Source organism: Mesorhizobium prunaredense, from assembly GCF_900156895.1.
In the GTDB taxonomy this organism is placed as follows: domain Bacteria; phylum Pseudomonadota; class Alphaproteobacteria; order Rhizobiales; family Rhizobiaceae; genus Mesorhizobium; species Mesorhizobium prunaredense.
In genome coordinates this window covers 444,211-461,494 of sequence record NZ_FTPD01000067.1, presented here as the reverse complement: position 1 = coordinate 461,494, position 17,284 = coordinate 444,211, and the positions used below count along the sequence as shown (strand labels likewise).

Annotated in this window: 15 protein-coding genes and 1 pseudogene; 4 read left to right on the top strand and 12 right to left on the bottom strand. The window is 62.3% G+C overall.

What is annotated here, in order from left to right; genetic code table 11:
* Window positions 1-104 precede the first annotated feature (104 nt).
* The 3 genes from BQ8794_RS31460 to BQ8794_RS31450 all read right to left on the bottom strand — a co-directional run bounded on the left by BQ8794_RS31460 (window position 105) and on the right by BQ8794_RS31450 (window position 3,279).
* Window positions 105-701, bottom strand: a complete 597-nt coding sequence (locus BQ8794_RS31460) for a LysE family translocator (protein ID WP_077383317.1) — start codon at window positions 699-701, stop codon at window positions 105-107.
* 119 nt (window positions 702-820) lie between these two features.
* Complete coding sequence (gene ilvN / locus BQ8794_RS31455) at window positions 821-1,393, bottom strand: acetolactate synthase small subunit (RefSeq protein WP_077383552.1); 573 nt, start codon at window positions 1,391-1,393, stop codon at window positions 821-823.
* A gap of 89 nt (window positions 1,394-1,482) precedes the next feature.
* The gene (locus tag BQ8794_RS31450; protein WP_077383315.1) at window positions 1,483-3,279 is read right to left on the bottom strand and encodes an acetolactate synthase 3 large subunit; all 1,797 of its coding nucleotides are present in this window, start codon (window positions 3,277-3,279) and stop codon (window positions 1,483-1,485) included.
* A 491-nt stretch (window positions 3,280-3,770) separates the two neighbouring features.
* On the opposite strand from BQ8794_RS31450, the gene BQ8794_RS31445 reads away from it, so the two are divergent.
* Both BQ8794_RS31445 and BQ8794_RS31440 read left to right on the top strand, forming a co-directional pair.
* On the top strand, window positions 3,771-5,573 hold the full coding sequence (locus tag BQ8794_RS31445; RefSeq protein ID WP_077383313.1) for an NAD(P)/FAD-dependent oxidoreductase: 1,803 nt from the start codon (window positions 3,771-3,773) through the stop codon (window positions 5,571-5,573).
* A gap of 163 nt (window positions 5,574-5,736) precedes the next feature.
* Window positions 5,737-7,566 carry an ATP-binding protein gene (locus BQ8794_RS31440; protein ID WP_077383310.1) on the top strand — a complete coding sequence of 610 codons (1,830 nt, stop codon included), beginning with the start codon at window positions 5,737-5,739 and terminating at the stop codon, window positions 7,564-7,566.
* Window positions 7,567-7,877: 311 nt separating this feature from the next.
* On the opposite strand, the gene BQ8794_RS31435 is transcribed toward BQ8794_RS31440, so the two are convergent.
* Entirely contained in the window at window positions 7,878-8,669 is a 792-nt protein-coding gene (locus BQ8794_RS31435; RefSeq protein WP_077383307.1) for a GGDEF domain-containing protein, read from the bottom strand.
* A gap of 103 nt (window positions 8,670-8,772) precedes the next feature.
* A pseudogene (gene miaA / locus BQ8794_RS31430) lies at window positions 8,773-9,742 on the bottom strand (tRNA (adenosine(37)-N6)-dimethylallyltransferase MiaA).
* Here miaA and serB point away from each other — a divergent pair.
* Together serB and BQ8794_RS31420 are read left to right on the top strand one after the other, a co-directional pair.
* Window positions 9,732-10,619: a phosphoserine phosphatase SerB gene (gene serB / locus BQ8794_RS31425; protein WP_077383548.1), complete on the top strand. Its 888-nt coding sequence runs from the start codon at window positions 9,732-9,734 to the stop codon at window positions 10,617-10,619. The pseudogene miaA and the gene serB sit on opposite strands and share 11 nt — an antisense overlap.
* The gene (locus tag BQ8794_RS31420; protein WP_077383304.1) at window positions 10,616-11,179 is read left to right on the top strand and encodes a GNAT family N-acetyltransferase; all 564 of its coding nucleotides are present in this window, start codon (window positions 10,616-10,618) and stop codon (window positions 11,177-11,179) included. Before serB ends, BQ8794_RS31420 begins: the two co-directional genes overlap by 4 nt.
* Here BQ8794_RS31420 and BQ8794_RS31415 read toward each other — a convergent pair whose 3' ends face one another.
* From BQ8794_RS31415 to BQ8794_RS31385, 7 genes are all read right to left on the bottom strand, one after another.
* Entirely contained in the window at window positions 11,180-11,362 is a 183-nt protein-coding gene (locus BQ8794_RS31415; RefSeq protein WP_244555173.1) for a hypothetical protein, read from the bottom strand. It lies immediately after the preceding gene.
* A 22-nt stretch (window positions 11,363-11,384) separates the two neighbouring features.
* Window positions 11,385-12,899, bottom strand: a complete 1,515-nt coding sequence (locus BQ8794_RS31410; protein ID WP_077383301.1) for a DegQ family serine endoprotease — start codon at window positions 12,897-12,899, stop codon at window positions 11,385-11,387.
* A 138-nt stretch (window positions 12,900-13,037) separates the two neighbouring features.
* A complete protein-coding gene (locus BQ8794_RS31405) occupies window positions 13,038-13,250 on the bottom strand; it encodes a DUF2065 domain-containing protein (protein WP_077383296.1) in 213 nt (70 codons plus the stop codon).
* 84 nt (window positions 13,251-13,334) lie between these two features.
* Window positions 13,335-14,294: a protease modulator HflC gene (gene hflC, locus BQ8794_RS31400; protein WP_077383293.1), complete on the bottom strand. Its 960-nt coding sequence runs from the start codon at window positions 14,292-14,294 to the stop codon at window positions 13,335-13,337.
* The gene (hflK, locus tag BQ8794_RS31395; RefSeq protein WP_077383290.1) at window positions 14,294-15,403 is read right to left on the bottom strand and encodes an FtsH protease activity modulator HflK; all 1,110 of its coding nucleotides are present in this window, start codon (window positions 15,401-15,403) and stop codon (window positions 14,294-14,296) included. The genes hflC and hflK overlap by 1 nt, the downstream gene beginning before the upstream one ends.
* A gap of 142 nt (window positions 15,404-15,545) precedes the next feature.
* A complete protein-coding gene (locus BQ8794_RS31390; RefSeq protein ID WP_077383287.1) occupies window positions 15,546-16,064 on the bottom strand; it encodes a dihydrofolate reductase in 519 nt (172 codons plus the stop codon).
* Window positions 16,064-17,077: a DUF4424 domain-containing protein gene (locus tag BQ8794_RS31385; protein ID WP_077383285.1), complete on the bottom strand. Its 1,014-nt coding sequence runs from the start codon at window positions 17,075-17,077 to the stop codon at window positions 16,064-16,066. The genes BQ8794_RS31390 and BQ8794_RS31385 overlap by 1 nt, the downstream gene beginning before the upstream one ends.
* Between the last annotated feature and the right edge of the window lie 207 nt (window positions 17,078-17,284).

Here is a 17,284-nt window from a genome sequence, read left to right as displayed (position 1 = left end):
GGCGGCAAGCGACCAAAATGATGGTTTCCGAGAAACGGAACGGAGCGTATAGTTGGCAACCGGAAGCGCATTTGCAGGCCGGCATGACCTGAACATCAATAAACCTACCGCAGCATCGGCCACAGCGTCGCCGCCAACAGCACGCCCATGGCGATGTTGAACCATTTCAGCCGCACCGGGTCCGACAGAAAACCGCGCAGCGCCGTGCCGAAACCTGCCCACACCGAAACGCTCGGCAGGTTGACGACGGTGAAGGCTATCGAAACCAGCGCCACCGACAGAAACGGATGCTCCGGAACGGCATAGACGGCCATGGCGGTGATCGCCATCACCCACGCCTTGGGATTGACCCACTGGAACGCTGCCGCATCGATGAAGCGCATCGGTCGCGCCTTGGTCTCGCCCTTGCTGCTGAGCGAACGCGACATGGCGATCTTCCAGGCGAGATAGAGAAGATAGACGCCGCCAGCGATCTTCAATGCGGTGTGGAGAACCGGAAACGCAGTCAGCGCCGCGCCAAGACCGAAGCCGACGGCAAGCAACAGCACGAGGAAGCCGATGCTGATGCCCAGCATGTGCGGAATGGTTTTGGCAAAACCGAAATTCACGCCGGAAGCCAGAAGCATGAAGTTGTTCGGACCCGGCGTGATCGAAGTCACGAAGGCATAGACCAGCAGGGCAAGAAATGCATCGAGGGTCATGGCTTCCTCCCAAGCAGGTCAGCAATATTGTCTTTTTAGTTCTGGCGCACAAAGGCCGCCCACGACCGCAGCCAACAAACAGGCGGCGACAGAGCGTTGGAGCCATAGCGTCAGACGGTTTACATCCCTTGCGGGCCGCGATTCATCGCCGCCACGCCGGTGCGGCAGATCTCAACCAGGCCGAGCGGCTTCATGATGGCGATGAACTGGTCGATCTTGGAGCCCTTGCCGGTGATCTCGAAAATGAAATGCTCGGTGTTGGCGTCGATGACGCTGGCGCGGAAGGCATCGGCCAGCCTCAGCGCCTCGACGCGGCCCTCGCCGGTGCCGGCCACTTTCACCAGCGCGAGTTCCCGCTCCAGCGGCCGTTCCTGGCCGAGCTCGTGCGAGCGCACGGTGAGGTCGACGACACGGTGCACCGGCACGATGCGCTCGAGCTGGTGCTTGATCTGCTCCAGCACATGCGGCGTGCCGCGCGTCACGATGGTGATGCGTGACAGATGCTTCTCGTGCTCGGTTTCGGAAACGGTCAGGCTCTCGATATTGTAGCCGCGTCCGGAAAACAGGCCGATGACCCGGGCAAGCACGCCCGGCTCATTGTCGACCAGCACGGAAAGCGTGTGGATTTCCGGTCTTTCCGTCTCCTTGGCGATGAAGTAGGCGGAACCGGTGGGTTGAAGGTGCGCGTTCATGACATGAATCTCGATTTCAAACTTTGAGCTGTTTTTCTGTTTCCGCACGGCTTCTTCCGACAGCCCTGCCTCGGCTCGGGCATTAGGCGTTACACCAGTTCCCTGCCCTTGGCGTCGATGGCGTTTGCCACCGCCTCGTCGGTCGCCTCGTCCGGCAGCAGCATCTCGTTATGCGCCTTGCCCGACGGGATCATCGGGAAGCAGTTGGCAAGTGTGGCGACCCGACAGTCGAAGATGACCGGTTTTTTCACCGAAATCATCTCCTTGATGGCGTCGTCCAGCTCGTCCGGCTTCTCGCAGCGGATGCCGTGGCCGCCATAGGCTTCGGCAAGCTTGACGAAATCCGGCATCGCCTCGGTGTAGGAATGCGACAGCCGGTTGCCGTGCAGAAGCTGCTGCCATTGCCGCACCATGCCCATATACTGATTGTTGAGGATGAAGATCTTGATCGGCGCCTCGTGCTGCACCGCGGCACTCATCTCCTGCATCGTCATCTGCACCGAGGCGTCGCCGGCAATGTCGATGACCAGCGCATCCGGGTGCGCAATCTGCACGCCGAGCGCCGCCGGCAGGCCGTAGCCCATCGTGCCGAGCCCGCCGGAGGTCATCCAGCGGTTCGGCTTCTCGAAATGATAGTGCTGCGCCGCCCACATCTGGTGCTGGCCGACCTCGGTGGTGATGTAGGTGTCCATGTCCTTGGTCAGCGCATAGAGCCGCTGCACGGCATATTGCGGCATGATCACGTCGTGGTTCATCTTGTAGGCAAGCGAATCCCGCGCCCGCCATTTCGCGATCTGCTCCCACCACGGGTGCAGCGCCTTCTTGTCGGCCCTGGCGGTCGCCCGCCACAGCCGCACCAGATCCTCCAGCACCCGGCCGACATCGCCGATAATCGGCACATCGGTGTGGACGTTCTTGTTGATCGACGACGGATCGATGTCGATATGGATTTTCTTCGAATTCGGCGAGAACGCGGTGAGCCGGCCGGTGATGCGGTCGTCGAAGCGCGCGCCGATGCAGACCATGACGTCGCAATCATGCATCGCCATGTTGGCTTCATAGGTGCCGTGCATGCCGAGCATGCCCATCCAGTTCTTGCCCGAAGCCGGATAGGCGCCAAGGCCCATCAGCGTCGAGGTGATCGGGAACCCGGTCAGGTCGACCAGTTCGCGCAGCAAATGGCTGGCTTCCGGGCCGGAATTGATGACACCGCCGCCCGTATAGAGGATCGGCCTTTTCGCGTTGGCCATCAGCTCGACCGCGGCCTTGATCTTTTCCAGGTCGCCCTGGACCTTAGGCTGATAGCTCGTGCGCGGCGCCGTCTGCGGCGGCACATAGATGCCCTTGGCGAACTGCACGTCCTTCGGGATATCGACGACGACCGGACCGGGGCGACCTGTCGTCGCGACGTGAAAGGCCTCATGGATGATCGCCGCGAGATCGTTGACGTCTTTCACCAGCCAATTGTGCTTGGTGCAGGGCCGCGTGATGCCGATCGTGTCGCACTCCTGGAAGGCATCCGAGCCGATCAGCGAGGTCGGCACCTGACCGGTCAGGCAGACCAGCGGGATCGAATCCATCAGCGCATCCTGCAGCGGTGTGACCGCGTTGGTGGCGCCCGGCCCCGATGTCACCAGCATGACGCCGGCCTTGCCGGTCGAGCGCGCATAGCCCTCCGCCGCATGACCGGCGCCCTGCTCGTGACGGACGAGGATGTGCTCGACCTCGTCCTGTTGGAAGATCTCGTCATAGATCGGGAGAACTGCGCCGCCCGGATAGCCGAAAACATGCTTGACGCCGTTGTCCTTCAACGCTTGCACCACCATTTCGGCACCAGTCATTTCGGTCCTTGGCATTTCGCGCCGTTCGTTCTGTCCACTGCTCATCGGTCTGGTCCCGTATTGTCCGCCATCGGGCGATTGCTGGTCGTTTAGTCGTGTTTCGGGCAATAAAAAAGGCCCCCCGAGGGAGCCTGTGTCTGCGCATGGGAGGTTTTCGCCCGGCGGTTACACCGCCTTGCCCACACGCTTTCCTACTACGAGAATGAGTGCCGTTTTCATGGTGGCGGACAATAGAATTGGTTTTGCGCCGCTGTCAACGGCGAATATGAAAGACGCCAGAAAGGCTTTGACCCTGCATATCAGACGCGCCGGTTGTCCATCATCGCATCGAGCCAGCTATTTTCGCCACAAGACACCGCTCCGGTACGATCGCCGGCAGTACAAAGGGCCGCGATCATCCCGATAAGCCATTGAAACCGCGCCAAACTATTTGACGACGTGACGCGGCGCACAGTTTGCCGCGATACTCCGGTCGACCGGCCTGGGAGGGTCCGGCAAGCCGCGATGACGACCAGCACTTCACGGGAGGAAATTTGATGCTCGACAAGCCCCCAGCCAAGAAACTATCCGACGTGCTCGACCAATTCAGCGCAGCGCTCGCCGCCGGCGACATCGACGGGGCGGTCGGGTGCTTTCAGGAAGACTGCTACTGGCGCGATCTGGTGACCTTCACCTGGAACATCAAGACCATGGAAGGTCGCGACCAGGTGCGCGATATGCTGATGAGCCAGTTGGCGACGATAAAGCCATCGAACTGGGCGCTTGCGAAAGGCGAAGACGCCACAGAGAGCGACGGGCTGCTCGAAGGCTGGATCAGTTTCGAAACGGAGGTTGCGCGCGGCTTCGGCCATATCAGGCTGAAGAACGGCAAGATCTGGACGCTGCTCACCACCATGGTCGAGCTGAAGGGCCATGAGGAACCCGCCGGCTTCGCCCGGCCGATGGGTGCCAAGCACGGTCACGGCAAAAACCGGCCGACCTGGAAGGAGGAGCGCGAGAAGGAGGCGACCGACCTCGGCTTTGTCAATCAGCCCAACACGCTGATCATCGGCGGCGGCCAGGGCGGCATCGCGCTCGGTGCCCGGCTGCGGCAGCTCGGCGTGCCGACCATCATCGTCGAGAAGAACGAGCGGGCCGGAGATTCATGGCGCAAACGTTACAAGTCGCTCTGCCTGCACGATCCGGTCTGGTACGATCATCTACCCTATATCGACTTTCCTCGGAACTGGCCGGTCTTCTCGCCCAAGGACAAGATCGGCGACTGGCTGGAAATGTACACCAAGGTCATGGAGCTGAACTATTGGTCCTCCACGCAGGCCATGAGCGCCACCTACGACGATCAGAAGAAGGAATGGACGGTCGTCGTCCATCGCGACGGCAAGGACATCACGCTGAAGCCGAAGCAGCTGGTGCTGGCCACCGGCATGTCGGGCCGGCCCAACATCCCGCAGTTCAAAGGCATGGAGAATTTCAAGGGCGACCAGCACCATTCCTCGAAACATCCCGGTCCAGACAGCTACGCTGGCAAGAAAGTCGTCGTCATTGGGTCGAACAATTCCGCGCATGATATCTGCGCCGCACTCTGGGAAGCCGGCGTCGACGTCACCATGGTGCAGCGCTCGACCACGCACATCGTCAAATCCGACACGCTGATGGATATCGGGCTCGGAGCCCTCTATTCGGAGCAGGCCGTGCAAAACGGCATGACCACGGCCAAGGCCGATCTCATCTTCGCCTCGCTGCCCTACAAGATCCTGCACGAATTCCAGATCCCGCTCTACGAGAAGATGAAGGAGCGTGATGCCGCCTTCTACGAGGGCCTGGAAAGAGCTGGCTTCATGCTCGACTGGGGCGACGACGGTTCGGGCCTGTTCATGAAATATCTCAGGCGCGGTTCCGGCTACTATATCGATATCGGCGCCTCCCAGCTGATCATCGACGGCGCCATCAAGCTGAAGAGCGGCATCGACGTGAAGGAGATCAAGGAACATTCGGTCCTGCTCAGCGACGGCACCGAGCTGCCGGCCGATGTCGTCGTCTATGCCACCGGCTACGGTTCGATGAACGGCTGGGCGGCGGAGCTGATCTCGAAAGAGGTCGCCGACAAAGTCGGGAAATGCTGGGGGCACGGCTCGAACACCACCAAGGATCCCGGTCCTTGGGAGGGCGAGCAGCGCAACATGTGGAAGCCGACACAACAGGAAGCGCTCTGGTTCCACGGCGGCAATCTGCACCAGTCACGCCACTATTCGCAGTTCCTGTCGCTGCAGTTGAAAGCACGGCACGAGGGCATCGCGACGCCGGTCTACGGGCTGCAGCAGGTCCACCACGCGGGATAGAAATTCGAGGCTGTCGCCGGGATTGGCTGATGCCGATCGGTTCAATTTTCGCGACCGGCTTAATGGTCCCTACACCATCCGACCTCACCCCACCTTAACCCCGTCGGCGTAAGGTCGATCGCTCTGGGGAAAATGGAAAAGGGAAATGGGGAACAGCCTGTCCATGTTCGTCGACCGCGAAGTCTCCGTTGGAGAGCCGACATTGCAGGAGCGCCGCAAGGCGGAGCAGAGCGACAAGCGCGTTCTGGGCAATGTCGTCCAGTGCGACGGCGCGCGCGCCACCATCAGCGCCCATGCCGCCGACATCGTAGGCACGGTCACCGGCCATTGGAGCGTCGGCAAGATGATCTCCATCAACCTTGGCAACACGCGAACCGTCGGGCTGGTCTACGCGGTCGGCAAGTCGGATCGCGCCTGGCACGATGAGGGCCAGAACCCGATCGAGGTCAGTATCGAGCTCATCGGCGAGGTGCGCGACGGCGCCGAGCCCGGCGCCAAACCGATTTTCGACCGCGGTATCACCACCTATCCGCATATCGGCGCCATCGCCCACCGCATCCGCAGTCGCGACCTGCAGGCGGTCTATGACCTTGCCGGGCGTCACTCGATCACCATCGGCACGCTGTCACAGGATGAGGCGATCGACGCCCACATCGCTATCGACGACACGCTGGCGCGCCATTTCGCTATTGTCGGCACCACCGGCGTCGGCAAATCCACCGCCGTCTCGCTGCTTTTGCGCAAGTCGATCGCCGCTCGACCCGACCTGCGCGTTCTCATCCTCGATCCGCACAACGAGTTCGCCGCATCGTTGCCAGAGCACTGCGTCAGGGTCGATTCGACCACCTTGGACCTGCCCTTCTGGATGTTCAAGCTCGAGGAGTTTGCTGAAGTGCTGTTTCGCGGTCGAGAGATCGTGCCGGAAGAGGTGGACGCCTTGCGCGATCTCATTCCCGCGGCCAAAAACCTTTATCGCAACCCGAATTCGGGCACTTATCTCAGGCGCGGCAGCGATGCGCTGACCGCGGACACGCCAGTGCCCTATCGCATTGTCGATCTCATCAAGCAGATCGACGAGCGCATGGGACTTCTGGAAAGCAAGAACGACCGCCCCACCCTCAAATCGCTGAAGACGCGCATCGAATCGGCAGCCTCGGATCCGCGCTACCGCTTCATGTTCAACTCGCGGCTGATCGAGGACACCATCCACGAGACGATCGGCAACATTTTCCGCGTGCCGCATCACGGGCGCCCGGTGACCTGCTTCGAGATGGCAGGCATGCCTTCGGAAGTGGTCAATTCCGTCTGCTCGGTGCTGGCGCGTCTGGCCTTCGACCTGGCGCTGTGGAGCGAAGGCCGGCTGCGGCTGCTTTTGCTGTGCGAGGAAGCGCACCGCTACATGCCGGCCGATCCGCGCCTTGGTTTCGCGCCGACCCGGCACGCGCTGTCGCGCATCGCCAAGGAAGGCCGCAAATATGGTTGTTATCTCGGCATCGTCACCCAGCGCCCGGGCGAACTCGACCCCACCATCCTGTCGCAGTGCTCGACCTTTTTTGCGATGCGGCTCGCCAACGAGCAGGACCAGGCGATCATCCGCTCGGCGATCGCCGATTCCTCGGCCTCGACACTGGCATTCCTGTCTTCGATGGGCCAGCGCGAAGCCATCGCCTTTGGTGAAGGCGTGGCGACGACCATGCGAATGAAATTCGAAAAACTGTCCGAGGGCCTGATCCCGGGCACGGCCAAGCGCGAGGAAGCCTTGCCGTCCAAGGTTGGCAATGATGTCGATCTGGTGGCGATCGTCGAAAGGCTTCGCAACGTGCCAAAACCGCAGCAGGCGATGGCCTTCGCCGAAGTCGTCGATTCGAGCCGGCAGGCCGGCGATCCCGACTATCGCAAGCCGCCCGCCCCGCGCGTCCAACCCGACGACGATTTCGACATGCGCTATGGCCTCAGGCCGACAACCTTCGGCCTGCGCCCGCAGAACGATTGATCGGGCGGCTTCAAGCCGCCGAGCCCATCGAGCTTCCGTTGCAGACCTGTCAGCCTGTCAAGCCCAGGGTAAATCCCGTCAGGAAATTCGTCAGGCTGAGTCGGATGGCGTCGTTTTCGAGAACCGGAGCGGAGCGGACATTTAGTCCGTGAGCACGCGCATGACCCCGAAAATCGAGATCGATTTTCGGAAAGGATCATGCACAATCAAAATGCTATAGCGTCCTTTGCGCGTCCAAAAGGACGCGCGGCGCTGTAGTAGCGCAGAAAACGGCACCAGACGGCCAGCATCACGAATTTAATGACGGGATTTCAGGCGCAGACGCGGTTGCGGCCTTGCCTCTTGGCCTCGTAGAGTTGGCGATCGGCGCGGCGATAGAACTCTTCGGCGGTTTCCTTGCGATCCCAGACGGCAAGACCGACGCTGGTGGTGATCTTCAGCCGGACATTGCCCGATAGTATCGACATGCTGGCGATCGCCTTGCGGATGCGCTCGGCGAATTTGGACAGAAGTTCGCCATCCATGTTGGGCGTGACCACCGCGAACTCTTCGCCACCCAGCCGCGCCACCACGTCGTGATAACGCGTCATGTCCTTGAGACAATTGGCGACCGCCCGCAACACCTCGTCGCCGACGTCATGACCGTGGGTATCGTTGACCTGCTTGAAATGGTCGAGATCAAGGATCATCAGCCCGACCGGCTTGTCGATGCGACGAAATTCCTCGAGATATTCCTTCAGTGCATCGTCGAAATAGCGCCGGTTCTGCATGCCGGTCAGGCCGTCGGTCAGCGCCGCATGCTCCAGCGTTTCCGAACGGGCGCTGAGCGAAACCGTCATGGCGCGTAGCTTGCCTTCTTCCGTCGCCTGCTTGCGGATCAGCGGGTAGATGAAGAAAATGCCGAAGAACAGGGCAGTCGCCAAAAGAACGCCGGTCCCAAACAACAGCTTGTTGAGATAAATGGTCTTCTCAATCCCGGCAGGCGTATTGATCTCCGCCGCGAGCGCCTGCAGAAGCCCATAGGCGTGAAGCGTCACCAGGCCGGCGGCCAGGATCACGAAGATGAAGACGAAAAAGGCTGATTCCGCCTTGTGAAAACGCATCTGCTCCCCGTTGCAAAACCCCAAAGACGTTATGGCATCGACGGCCTTACGGAGAGTTAATTAGGACAACTTCAACGGGAAGTCTTCCTTTAAAGTCAACTTTTCAGGTTGCACTGGAAAGGGTATCCAGGATCGTGGATTCCACACGATCACCAGGGCGCAAATCTCAGCCATTCCGGACCCAACTGATGCCTGAACCAGGTCGCCTGGCGCTTGGCATACTGTCGCGTCGCGATCTTCGCGCGCTCGATCGCTTCGGGAAAACTCAGCTCGCCGGCCATTGCGGCCTGGAGCTCGCGAACGCCGATCGCTTTCATCGCCGGCAAGTCCGGATCGAGGCCAAGATCGGTGATCTGCCTGACCTCGTCGAGAGCGCCCTTCTCCATCATGCGGTCGAACCGCGCCTCGATCCGCTCCACCAGCTCCGCTCGGTCCGGCTCGATCACAAGGAAGCGCGTGCTGGCCCTGTCGATCAGTGGACGGCCGCGCGCCGCCTGCCATTCCAGGATGGAACGGCCCGATGCGTCGAGCACCTCCAGCGCCCGCACGATGCGCTGGCCGTCGGTCGGCTTCAGCATCATGCCGGCTGCAGAATCCTCGCGCAGCAGGATGCGGTGCAGCTTGGCTGCGCCCTGCTCCTGGAGTTCGTAGCGCCAGCGATCACGGATCGACTGCGGAATGCCGGGCATTTCCGAAATGCCTTCCGCAAGCGCCCGGAAATAAAGCCCGGTACCGCCGACGAAAATCACCGGCCGTTCGACGAACGTACCGTCGTCGATGAGCTTCATCACGTCGCGCAGCCAGGCGCCGGTGGAATAGGCGGTGGAGGGATGGACATGTCCGTAGAGGAAATGCGGGACGCGAGCGAGTTCGGCAGCAGTCGGCCGCGCCGTCAGCACGTCGAGCACCGAATAGACTTGCATAGAATCGGTGTTGACGATGACGCCGCCGTTGCGCTCGGCGAGGTCGAGCGCAAGGGTGGACTTGCCGCTGGCGGTCGGCCCGGCTATCAGGATCGCGTTCTTAACGCGGCCCTCGCCCGCCTGCCCGCCGGAATTTTCGATGCCGCTGATCGCCACGCTTGTATCCCATCCCGCCGGCCGCGCATTGTCGCCGGCGCTTGCGAATATGGCGTCACGGTCGGTCGGCGCAAGCACTGTTCGCTGGCTGGCCGAAGGCATCGCCTGCGAATTCGCTCTGCCCGAGACGGCCGAAGCCGCTGAAACGACCGCCAGCCTGCGCGCCGTGCTTGCACCCGAACCGGTTGACGTGATCGTTCAGCGGCCCGAGGGACGGCGGAAGAAAATCCTTATCGCCGATATGGATTCGACCGTTATCGACCAGGAGTGCATAGATGAGCTCGCCGACGAGATCGGCGTCAAGGATTACGTCGCCGCCATCACGGCGCGGTCGATGAATGGCGAGATCGCTTTCGAGCCGGCCTTGCGCGAGCGGGTGGCGCTGCTGAAAGGTCTCGACACTGCCGTGGTCGACCGCATCATCGCCAATCGCCTGACGCTCGCTTCCGGCGGCCGCGCGCTTGTCCAGACCATGCGGGCCAACGGCGCGTGGACTGCACTCGTGTCGGGTGGCTTCAACGTCTTCACCTCACGCATCGCCGCCATGCTCGGCTTTCAGGAGAACCGCGCCAACCGCCTGATCGAGCAGGATGGCCGCTTTACCGGGCTGGTCGCCGAGCCGATCCTGGGGCGTGCCGCCAAGGCCGATGCGCTGCTTGAGGTTTCGGCGCGCCTCGGGCTGACGACCGCCGACGCCATTGCTGTCGGCGATGGCGCCAACGACCTCGACATGATCCGCCTTGCCGGCACCGGTGTGGCGCTTCATGCCAAGCAGGTCGTGGCGGTGGAGGCAAAATTCCGCATCGACCATGGCGACCTGACCGCGCTTCTCTATCTGCAGGGCTACCGGCGGGAGGAGTTTGTGGAGTGACGCCGATCCGCACCGAACGCCTGATCCTGCGCAACTGGGAGGATCGCGACCGCGAGCTCTTCTACCGCATCAACTCCGACGAGCGCGTCATGGAATTCTTTCCGTTTCGCCGCGACCGCGCGCAGGCCGACGCCAAGATGGACGAGTTCCGCGCCTGGATTGCCGAGGATGGCTACGGTTTCGCTGCCGCCGAGATAATTGAAACGCGCCAATGCATCGGCTTTGTCGGTCTCCTCGACACCGATCATTTGCCGTTCCTGCCGGCCGGCACCGTCGAGATCGGCTGGCGTCTGGCGCCCGAATTCTGGGGCCATGGCTATGTCACCGAGGCGGCCGAAGCCTGGCTCGCCTATGGCTTCGAAACGCTTGGCCTCGACGAAATCGTATCCTTCGCCGTGAAGGACAATAGCCGGTCCACCGCCGTCATGGAACGCCTGGGCATGACCCCCGACCCGGCCAGCGATTTCGACCACCCCGGCATTCCGGACAGCCACGCCATGCTCAAGCGGCACGTGTTCTACAGGCTGACAGCCACGGATTGGCAAAAAAACCGGCCCTGATCAGTGCTTGTTAAACGGCAGCTCGTCGCCGGGTTGCGGCGGTTTGGCGCCGACCCGATCGAGCACTTTCGCGAAATCATCGCCCGATGCATCACCAGCCCGTCGACGCAGGAAATCGGCCGCTGTCTCCATCGCTCCAACCTTTTGCGCCGCGGCCGACGCGATCCACTGGTTCAGCGACACACCATCAGCACGTGCCTCCGGCTCAGTCCATCCGGATCGTCACAAACCGCAATTCGCCGCTCTTCGACGCCAGCATCAGCAGCGCATTCTTACGTCCCTGCTCCTTCAGCGCAGCAATCCGGTCCATGACATCCTTGGGCGTGGCGACCGATTCCTGCGCGATCTCGGTAATCACCTCGCCGGCCTGGATGCCGCGTTCGGCAGCGGCCGAATCCTTGGCGACGTCGGTGATGACGACGCCGGAGACTTCGGCGGCGATGCCGAATTTCGTCCGCGTCTCGTCGTTGAGCTCGCCAACGGTCATGCCGAGCACGGAAGCCGTCGAGACGGCAGGCGCCTCGTCGCCAGTGTCCTTGTCGGTATTGCCGTTCTCGCCGCTGGCAAGCTTTTCGCCATCTTCGAGCCGGCCAAGCGTCACCTTCACGGTCTGCTCGACGCCCTTGCGCACGATGACCACGTCGACAGCCTTGCCGACCGTGCTCTCGGCGACGACGCGCGGCAGGTCGCGCATTTCATTGACGTCCCTGCCGTCGAACTTGATGATGACGTCGCCCGCCAGGATGGTGCCGTTGTCGACAGGCCCGCCCTTGATGACGCCGGCGACCAGCGCGCCCTTGGCGGTCGCCATGCCGAGGCTCTCGGCAATGTCGTCGGTCACCGGCTGGATGCGCACACCGAGCCAGCCGCGCCGCGTCTCGCCGAACTGGCGGAGCTGGTCGACGACGCCCAACGCCAGCTGCGAGGGAATGGAAAAACCGATGCCGATCGAGCCGCCGGACGGCGAGATGATCGCCGTGTTGATGCCGATCACCTCGCCGGCGCTGTTGAACAGCGGCCCGCCGGAATTGCCGCGGTTGATCGCGGCATCGGTCTGGATGAAATCGTCATACGGGCCGGAATTGATGTCGCGGTTGCGGGCCGAGACGATGCCGACCGTCACGGTGCCGCCGAGGCCGAACGGATTGCCGATCGCCATCACCCAGTCACCGACGCGCATCTTGCTGGAATCGCCGAATTTCACCGCCGTCAGCTTGTGCCCTTTCGGATCGACCTTCAGCACCGCCACGTCGGTCTTGGTGTCGGTACCGACCAGCGTCGCCTTCAGCGTCACGCCGTCGGAGAAATTCACCTCGATGTCGTCGGCATCGGCGATCACGTGGTTATTCGTCACCACAATGCCTTGCTCGGCGTCGACCACGAAGCCTGAGCCCAGCGACTGCACCTTTTGCGAGGGGTTGCCCTGTTCGCCGGGACGGTTCTTGAAGAAATCGTCGAAGAAGTCCTGGAAGGGCGAGCCCTCTGGAAGCTGCGGCATCGGCACCGCGCCCGGGCCTTCCGTGCCCTTCACCCTCTGCGAGGTCGATATATTGACCACGGCGCCGAGCAGGCCCTGCGCGAGATCGGCGACCGAAGCCGGACCGTCGTCGGCGGCCGCGGGCGTCACCAGCGACGGGACGGTAGCGGCGCCGATAAGAAGTGCTGCAGCACCCGCGGTCAACGTCCGCCTCGCCGCGCGCAAAAAGCTGTTGGATGTCATCGAGAAGTCTCCCGGTGTCTCTGAGAAGAAAAGCGCTCGCCGAAAACGCTGCGTCGAGCCATGTTGGCAAGAAATACGGCACGTTTGCGGCTATGGCTATCGGCGGAGGATAAATCCTCCGTTATCCCGAAATCATCGTCATCCACCACGCACCAGCCAGACCAGGCCGACACCTACGGCGATTGCAATCAGCCCGGCGATCCGCAGCGTCTTCTCCGGCATCGACAGAACCTCGCCGGCAAGTTTTTTGGCGAGGCCGGGAAAGCCGCCATAGACCAGGCCCTCGACACTACAGCGCCGCGCGTCCTTTTGGACGCGCAAAGGACGCTGTAGCACTTTAATTTGGCGCATGATCCTTTCCGAAAATCGATTCCGATTTTCGGGGTCATGCGCGAGAACCAGGCCTATTGCGGCCAGAAAGTCCTGCACCGGCCGTTACTGGCCGGTGCCTGGCTGCGCTGCCGGTGCACCGGGTGCTGCTGCTGCACCAGGCGCTGCTGGTGCAGCCGGCGCTGCCGCGCCGGCGGGATTGCGGAAGAAACGGAAGAATTCCGAATTCGGCGACAGCACCATCGTCGTCCCGGTATTGTCCAGCGCCGTGCCGTAGGCATTCATCGACCGGTAAAAGTCGAAGAAGGCTGGATCGCGCTGGTAGGCGTTCGCGAAGGTGGCGCTGCGTTGAGCTTCGCCTTCACCGCGCAGGATTTCAGACTCCCTCCGTGCCTCGGCTACGATCTCCACCACTTCGCGGTCGGCGCGCGCCCTGATGCGCTGCGCCGCCTCGTTGCCGCGCGCCCGCAGCCGCTCGGCTTCGGCCAGACGCTCAGCCTTCATGCGGTCATATGTCTGTTGCGAGACTTCCGCCGTCAAATCGGTCCGGCGTATGCGGACATCCTCGATCTGCAGGCCGAGCGACGTGGCGTCGGGCCTCAGCTGATCGCGCACTTCGCGCATCATCACGGCTCGCTCTTCCGAGAGCGCCGCCTCGAAGTCGCGCAGACCGTAAACACGGCGCAAGGCGGCGTCGAGACGCGTCCTCAAGCGTGCCTCGGCCAGCTCGATCTGGCCGGACACCGCGGAGCGAAACACGCGCGGATCCGAAATCCGATAGGCGATGAAGGCGTCGACCTCGTAGAACTTGCCGCCCGAAACCTGGACGCGGATGTTGTCGAGGTCGAAGCGCAGCACCCTGTTTTCGATCAACTGCACGCTGTCGGCATCGAAAAAGGCGAACGGCGCCTTGAAATAGATGCCCGGCTGGCTCTTGACGTCGACGATCTCGCCAAACCTGAGCACCAGTGCCTGCTGGCGCGCATTGACAACGAAGACCGATGAATAGAGCAGGAACAGGACGACCGCGGCGATGACGGCGATGATGGGAAGACGGTTGGCCATCACTGGTTTCCTCCCAGCACCGGCGCCGGCGCCGGCGCCTTCTGCTGCAATGCCGGCAGCGGCAGATAGGGGACGACCCCTGGTCCGCTGCCTTGCTCGATAATGACCTTGCTGGAATCCCTCAGAACCCTCTCCATCGTTTCCAGATAAAGCCGCTGGCGCGTCACATCCGGCGCCTTGGCGTATTCGTCATAGACCGAGATGAAGCGCTGCGCCTCGCCTTCGGCCTCCTGCACGACCCGGTTCTTGTAGCCGGCCGCCTCCTCGCGGATCTGTGCGGCCTCGCCGCGCGCCTGGCCGAGCTTCTGGTTGGAATACTGGTTGGCCTGCTCGACGAACTTGTCCTCGTCCTGTTCGGCGCGCTGCACCTCATCGAAGGCGTCGGCCACTTCGCGCGGCGGTGCGGCATCCTCGATCGAGATCGCGTTGACGTTCAGGCCGGCCTTGTAGCCGTCCAGCGTCGTCTGGATGATTTCGCGCACGGACGCTGCAATGCCCTCGCGATCGTCGCGGAAGATGTCCTGCGCCGGCCGCCGGCCGACCGCTTCGCGCATGGCGCTTTCGGCGACCTGGCGCAGCATGCCGTCGGGATCGGACACGTCGAACAGATAGGCCCTCGGATCGGAGACCTGATAGGCCACCGAGAACTGGACGTTGACGATGTTCTGGTCGCCCGAAAGCATCAGCCCTGAACCGTTGCCGGAGGCGGTGCCGCCGCCGATGTTGACGAGTTGTTCGGCAATGTTGGCCGTCTCGACCGTCTCGATGGGCCACCAATGGAAATGCAGGCCTGGCTGCGAGAACTCCGCCTTTGGCACGCCGAATCTGAGTTCGACCGCAACCTCGTCGGGCTGCACGGTATAGACCGCCTTGAACGCCCACAGCGCTATAAGCGCTGCCGCGATCAATCCGAACACGGCTGGGCTGGCGCCAGCGCCACCCGGCAAAGCACGCCGCAACCTGTCCTGGCCGCGCCGGATGATGTCTTCGAGATCGGGAGGTGAGCCCTGCGGACCGCTGGGCCCCTTTGGTCCCTGCCCCCAGGGTCCTGGATTGTTGCCGCCGCCCCATGGGCCGCCGCCTCCGCCGCTTTTGTCGTTCCAGGGCATGAATGTCCTTTCGCTCCCTCACGCGCCGGCCTGACGACGCAAAATCCAGTGTTGTCCTTCTATAGGGATGCGACGGCGCGCTTTCAACGCGATCGGTCGTCGTCACCGTCCGTTTTGGACCGTCGCGACCCTTTACCGTCTCTCAATGCACGTCGCGGCGTCGCTCGTAAACCGAATAGCGTGTCGCATGACTATCCTTTTCACCGGCCGGAACGTCCTGCGAGCGGCCGATGCGCCACAAATCCGGGTCGATCGGCGGGAAATGCGCGTCGCCGTCGACCGCGGCAAGGACATGGGTGACATGCAGGCGGTCGGCCAGCGGCAGCGCCTGGGCATAGATCTCGCCGCCGCCGATGACGCAGATTTCGTCGGCGCCGGCCATGCAGCGCCCGCGCGCCTTCGCCAGGCGGATCGCCTCGTCGAGCGAATGCACGGTTTCGACGCCCTCGGCGCGCCAGGTCTTGTCGCGGGTCACCACGATATTGAGCCTGCCAGGCAGAGGCCGGCCGATGCCTTCATAGGTCTTGCGACCCATGACGATAGGTTTGCCCATCGTGTCGGCCTTGAACCGCTTGAGATCGCTGGAAAGCCGCCACGGCAAACCGCCATCGCGCCCGATCACACCGTTTTCGGCGATGGCGACATAGATCGCGACGTCCATCAGCCGCCGCTCCCGCCATCGCGCGAAGGTGCCAGCAGCAATATGTCGATGTCGTGCTCAGGGTAGAAATTGTCTGCCGTCATCTCGAAACGCGTCGGCCCGACTTTCCTGACGTTTTCGCCACAGAACGAGACCAGGTTCTTCGGATCGCCCTTGTCGACGGTCAGCTTGAACTTGCCGATCGAGCCCGTCGCCCAGTTGCCGCCAGTGGTCAGGACATAGGCGATGCGGTTTTCGAAATATCTCGGAGTGCCGTCGGGATTGCTCTTCGCCGCCTTGCGAATCGCATTCTCGAACGTGCCGTCCATGCAGTAACGGGTCTTGTAGGCGGCGTATTGGCCCTGGAACTGGCCGTCATAGAAGAAGCTGACCGAGGAGGTGCCGCCGACGCTGGGCTTGTAGCGATGGGCGACGCGGACTGCCTTGCTGGCTGGAAAGGTCGAGCGCCACCAATAGGTCGAACGCAATTGCCAGAACGGCACATAGACGGTTTTCATGCCCGACCCGTCGTCGGCGGTGTCCTCGATGATGAGGCCGCGGTCGACCCAGTCGTCGGCAACCGCTTGCGGCAGCTTCGCCAATGCCGCCCTGGCCGCATCGCCGAACGGGTAGAACGGCACGTTCTGCGACTCGAGATCGGCACTGATGTCGATGCCGAGCGCAAACGCCTTCTGCTCGAGCTGCAGCTTTGCCGCCACGCCGTCTATCGTCACCTCGAAGCCGAGGAAATTGTCGCTCTGGCCGTCGGGAATTGCCGGCATCTCGTTCGGATCGCCTTCGATGTCAGGCATCGGAAAGGCGACGATCGCGTCGACATCCTTGTCGGTGTTGTTGCGGAAGACATAGTCGACCGTCACCTTTTCCGGCGAGATGTAGAGGTCCTCGCTCTCCATGGCGACCGCGTCGCTGCGCGACAGGATCAGGCCGCCCGTCCCCAATTCGGCGATCGAATCATTGGCGAACACGGGCGTGGCCGAAAGCGCCAGCGCGGCGGTCAGGACGTAACGGAACATGGAAGCTCCCTGGGCGAGATGCCGCTACGACTCTATCGCATCGGCCCGAAAATCGGAATCGATTTTCGGAAAGCACGATGCGACGATTTAAGGTGCTAGAGCGTACTTTGTGCGTCCAAGTGGACGCACGTCGCTCTATCGCATCGGCCCGAAAATCGGAATCGATTTTCGGAAAGCACGATGCGACGATTTAAGGTGCTAGAGCAT

What these genes read in the sequence shown, in the direction of transcription:
- BQ8794_RS31385 (WP_077383285.1), bottom strand. Translation starts at nt 17,077, where the DNA reads ATGTTCCGTTACGTCCTGACCGCCGCGCTGGCGCTTTCGGCCACGCCC.
- BQ8794_RS31390 (WP_077383287.1), bottom strand. Translation starts at nt 16,064, where the DNA reads ATGGACGTCGCGATCTATGTCGCCATCGCCGAAAACGGTGTGATCGGG.
- hflK (WP_077383290.1), bottom strand. Translation starts at nt 15,403, where the DNA reads ATGCCCTGGAACGACAAAAGCGGCGGAGGCGGCGGCCCATGGGGCGGC.
- ilvN (WP_077383552.1), bottom strand. Translation starts at nt 1,393, where the DNA reads ATGAACGCGCACCTTCAACCCACCGGTTCCGCCTACTTCATCGCCAAG.
- BQ8794_RS31450 (WP_077383315.1), bottom strand. Translation starts at nt 3,279, where the DNA reads ATGAGCAGTGGACAGAACGAACGGCGCGAAATGCCAAGGACCGAAATG.
- BQ8794_RS31440 (WP_077383310.1), top strand. Translation starts at nt 5,737, where the DNA reads ATGTTCGTCGACCGCGAAGTCTCCGTTGGAGAGCCGACATTGCAGGAG.
- BQ8794_RS31405 (WP_077383296.1), bottom strand. Translation starts at nt 13,250, where the DNA reads ATGCGCCAAATTAAAGTGCTACAGCGTCCTTTGCGCGTCCAAAAGGAC.
- serB (WP_077383548.1), top strand. Translation starts at nt 9,732, where the DNA reads ATGCCGCTGATCGCCACGCTTGTATCCCATCCCGCCGGCCGCGCATTG.
- BQ8794_RS31435 (WP_077383307.1), bottom strand. Translation starts at nt 8,669, where the DNA reads ATGCGTTTTCACAAGGCGGAATCAGCCTTTTTCGTCTTCATCTTCGTG.
- BQ8794_RS31460 (WP_077383317.1), bottom strand. Translation starts at nt 701, where the DNA reads ATGACCCTCGATGCATTTCTTGCCCTGCTGGTCTATGCCTTCGTGACT.
- BQ8794_RS31410 (WP_077383301.1), bottom strand. Translation starts at nt 12,899, where the DNA reads ATGACATCCAACAGCTTTTTGCGCGCGGCGAGGCGGACGTTGACCGCG.
- hflC (WP_077383293.1), bottom strand. Translation starts at nt 14,294, where the DNA reads ATGGCCAACCGTCTTCCCATCATCGCCGTCATCGCCGCGGTCGTCCTG.
- BQ8794_RS31445 (WP_077383313.1), top strand. Translation starts at nt 3,771, where the DNA reads ATGCTCGACAAGCCCCCAGCCAAGAAACTATCCGACGTGCTCGACCAA.